The 3,079-nt window shown below is 44.1% G+C and carries 5 protein-coding genes; 3 read left to right on the forward strand and 2 right to left on the reverse strand.

The genetic code is table 11. The features are described 5' to 3' along the window. Positions 1-888 (forward strand): tyrosine-type recombinase/integrase (locus MOY_RS15990; protein WP_009101861.1); only part of this gene is annotated, 888 nt, incomplete at its 5' end. A 12-nt stretch (positions 889-900) separates the two neighbouring features. After that, complete coding sequence (locus MOY_RS15995; protein WP_009101862.1) at positions 901-1,287, forward strand: hypothetical protein; 387 nt, start codon at positions 901-903, stop codon at positions 1,285-1,287. Positions 1,288-1,289: 2 nt separating this feature from the next. Here the strand turns inward: MOY_RS15995 and MOY_RS17790 are convergent, their stop codons facing one another. Next, positions 1,290-1,859 carry a tyrosine-type recombinase/integrase gene (locus MOY_RS17790; protein ID WP_009101863.1) on the reverse strand — a complete coding sequence of 190 codons (570 nt, stop codon included), beginning with the start codon at positions 1,857-1,859 and terminating at the stop codon, positions 1,290-1,292. 665 nt (positions 1,860-2,524) lie between these two features. Here MOY_RS17790 and MOY_RS17795 point away from each other — a divergent pair. Continuing rightward, complete coding sequence (locus tag MOY_RS17795) at positions 2,525-2,848, forward strand: DUF6626 family protein (RefSeq protein ID WP_009101864.1); 324 nt, start codon at positions 2,525-2,527, stop codon at positions 2,846-2,848. A gap of 83 nt (positions 2,849-2,931) precedes the next feature. Here MOY_RS17795 and MOY_RS17070 read toward each other — a convergent pair. Further along, positions 2,932-3,079 (reverse strand): IS3 family transposase (locus tag MOY_RS17070; protein WP_139029330.1); only part of this gene is annotated, 148 nt, incomplete at its 5' end.

Genomic DNA, 3,079 nt, shown 5'->3' on the forward strand with positions numbered 1-3,079 from the left:
ATAGGTAAAGAAACCAAGCTTAAAGAACTGTCGCGGACTGATTGCGCAGGATACTTTCATCATAGAATGAAATTGTCAAAGGGTAATGTAAAGCAAGTTACGCTTAAAAACGAGCAGAGCACAATTAATAGCTGCATGCGCTACTTGTTCAAGCAGCACGACACTCACATTGATTCTTTTGATTTTCCCAAGCTCCCCAAGGTAGACAGAAATAATGAGGCTGTGAGAAGGGCGACTTTTACAAGCGAAGAATACGATAAGCTTGTTAAGGTAATGAGAGCATACTGCGCCAAGTCTAATAAAAAAATCGACGCTGACGAACTGATTATGCGACAGCTTGTAAGGCACTATATTTTGATTGCCGCAAATAGCGGATTGAGGGTTGGTGAGCAACGTCAGCTTAGATGGAATGATGTCGAAATCGATATCGTAAAAAGCCAAGGCATAGAAAAAAAGCTGGCGAAAATCAGAGTTCGTGCAGAGACTAGTAAGGTTAGAACTAGCAGAATTATATATTGCCGAGGTGGGCAGTACTTTGAGAGGCTGAAAAAAATTGCAGTGCCATTGTCAGCCGACTCGTTGGTGTTTAGTACTGATGGTGAAACAGAAATGAGTAAGCGTGCATTGCTTTATCACTTCCATAAGATTGTAGAGTTGGCAGATATTGAAGATAAAGAGAACAGAAACCTGGTGCCCTACAGTCTTCGTCATTTTATGATAACGCAGCGAATTATGAGTGGGTTGAGCTTCAGGCAGATTGCCGACATGTGTGGTACTAGTGTTGCTCAGATAGAGAAGACATACTATCATCTGAACGATGAGATTCGGTTAACAAATGCGTTAGCAGACTATCGCAGAAATGAAGATGGCACCATTGTGACGATTTAGGAGTTAATAAAAATGTCAAGTTATCTTATAAAGGAATTATGGAGAAATAGTCTTGCTTTTTATGACGCGTATGAGAGGCTCGTTGACGGAGTTAAACTCATTGCTCGCCGAGAGGAGTTTAACGACTTCACCAAAATAGAAATTGAGTTTCCGGATTCATCTGAGCTCCCAAGTGATGAGGATGATTTAGAACTAAATGATTACAAGTTCCATATAATTTCGATTGAAGGCGATATGGATGTTTATTGGGACATTGACGGTGATATAGACGAAGACAAAAAAGGGGAATTGCTGGAAGAGGTTGAAGAAGATGATAACGAGGACGAAAAGTGGATTCTTATTAAAGACAGCCACGAAGCTATTCTCCACAATGGTTATGTAATATTAGAAAAACTGTGAGTTTATATAGATTCAATAGCCTTACGAAGCATGTCATCGTTCACATCTATGTAGCGTTGGGTGGTTTGTATACTCTGATGTCCTGCCAGCTCAGCAAGCACCCTAACGCTTACCCCCTTGCCAGCTAGCTCCGTAATGAACGTGCGGCGTCCGCTGTGACTAGTAGCGCCCTCGATGCCGGCACGTGCGTACAAGCGCTGTAGGAGCTGCGTAGCAGTGTTTGCCGTGAACCGCTGGCTCTTTTGCGTGTTGAACAGATAAACGCTGCGAGCGGGCTTCGTTGAGCGCTGTACGTAGTTCTGTAGCTCCTTCCGCATGCGAGAAGGCACGTACACGACGCGAGCGCGCTTGCCCTTCGTCTGTGACGCTGTCAAACGTATCTCTGAGCGAATGCTGCCGTCCTCGCTTACGACGTCGCTCACCCGCAAACTGGCAACCTCACCAACGCGCATCCCACACCAGTGCGTGAGCAGCAGCATTGCCCTGTTCCGCTCACTGTAGCGTTCGCAAGCGTCAATGTACTGGAGCACGCGCTTTAGCTCCGTTTTGCTGAGCGTCTTTGCCTGCGCCATACCTTCCTCCACAAAATGTACATTTATCGTTCAATAAGTATATTTTCTGACGTTTTAATTGAGCAAGCTATATAGCTGTACTTTTCTCTTTATTGATTTCAGTGGTTTATGCGGTAATGTAAGGTATTATGTATTTTCTTACATTTGTGATTTGGCTGTTGTGTCACTGCTACGCAGTTCCTCAAGCGCATGCTGCATTTGCTTCGAAACAGCTCCGCTGTCTCTCACAAATGAATCAGCGCTCTTTTTGTTTTATTAACTCGGGGGCTTTCTGTAGATTCTGAAGTCATAGTGAGGCTTTGCGCCTCACTAGTGACAATGGACTTTCTGTGAGTTCCTCTGTCAGTGTTTGCACACAACCAGCTAGGCTGGTGTTGGTGGGGTTACGCTGTTACCTTTACGTGTGGTGAGTTGTTCGCAACGCAATGCTGAAGCAGACAAACACTTTCCACTTCAACACATACAAGGTACTGACTAAGTCAGCCTCCTATCTTGTTCCTCTTCTGCTGAAATTGCCTCTGATTAAGCAAAGTGGGCGGCAAGTTCTGTCGGCAACAGCATAGCTGGCAGACTCAATGCCTTTGAATGGAGCCCTTGTTCAGATAAATACTTGCAATGGGTGGTTGCATAGTATCTTTAGTTATTTATCAACGGGAGGTAATTAAGTGTCAAAAAAGATTCTAGGTGATGTATTTTTACTCTTGCGTGGAATGGGGGTGGTTTCGAGTGAGAGTGAGTTTTGTATGGACTGGCTAGGACGTAGTGAGTGCTATCTCAGGACGTTAAGATTCAAGGGGAGTGAGCCCAGTATTGCTACACTTGCTATATGCGCTAGCAAGCTTCAGCACTATGCAGGCTTGATAGAGAGTTTAGTCGAGTACAAGGCTGAGTCAGAACGGTTCTATGAACTGAGTGAGCTGTGCCACAAAGAAATTAACTTGAAGAGCAAATCCTTATGGTGCTCTTCTGAAATTGGTTCTACAGCCTAATGAATTTTCATTTTACAAAAAATTGTGGTGGAGTACTTACAGAATCTGCCTGGTGATTATAGCTCTGAATCGCCCCGGATATTCTAGACACCCGTTAGGCTCTTAAAGTAACGCCTTTCATACTCAACCGGTGACAAGTTATCACTTGTGCCGTGTCGGCGCTTTGGGTTGTAAAACATTTCAATATAATTGAACACGTCACATCTAGCTGCTTCGCGTGTTGAATAAATC

This window comes from Halomonas sp. GFAJ-1 (genome assembly GCF_000236625.2).
Classification (GTDB): domain Bacteria; phylum Pseudomonadota; class Gammaproteobacteria; order Pseudomonadales; family Halomonadaceae; genus Vreelandella.

Excerpts from the sequence above, each read along its gene's own strand:
- MOY_RS15995 (WP_009101862.1), top strand. The coding sequence starts at position 901 with ATGTCAAGTTATCTTATAAAGGAATTATGGAGAAATAGTCTTGCTTTT.
- MOY_RS17790 (WP_009101863.1), bottom strand. The coding sequence starts at position 1,859 with ATGGCGCAGGCAAAGACGCTCAGCAAAACGGAGCTAAAGCGCGTGCTC.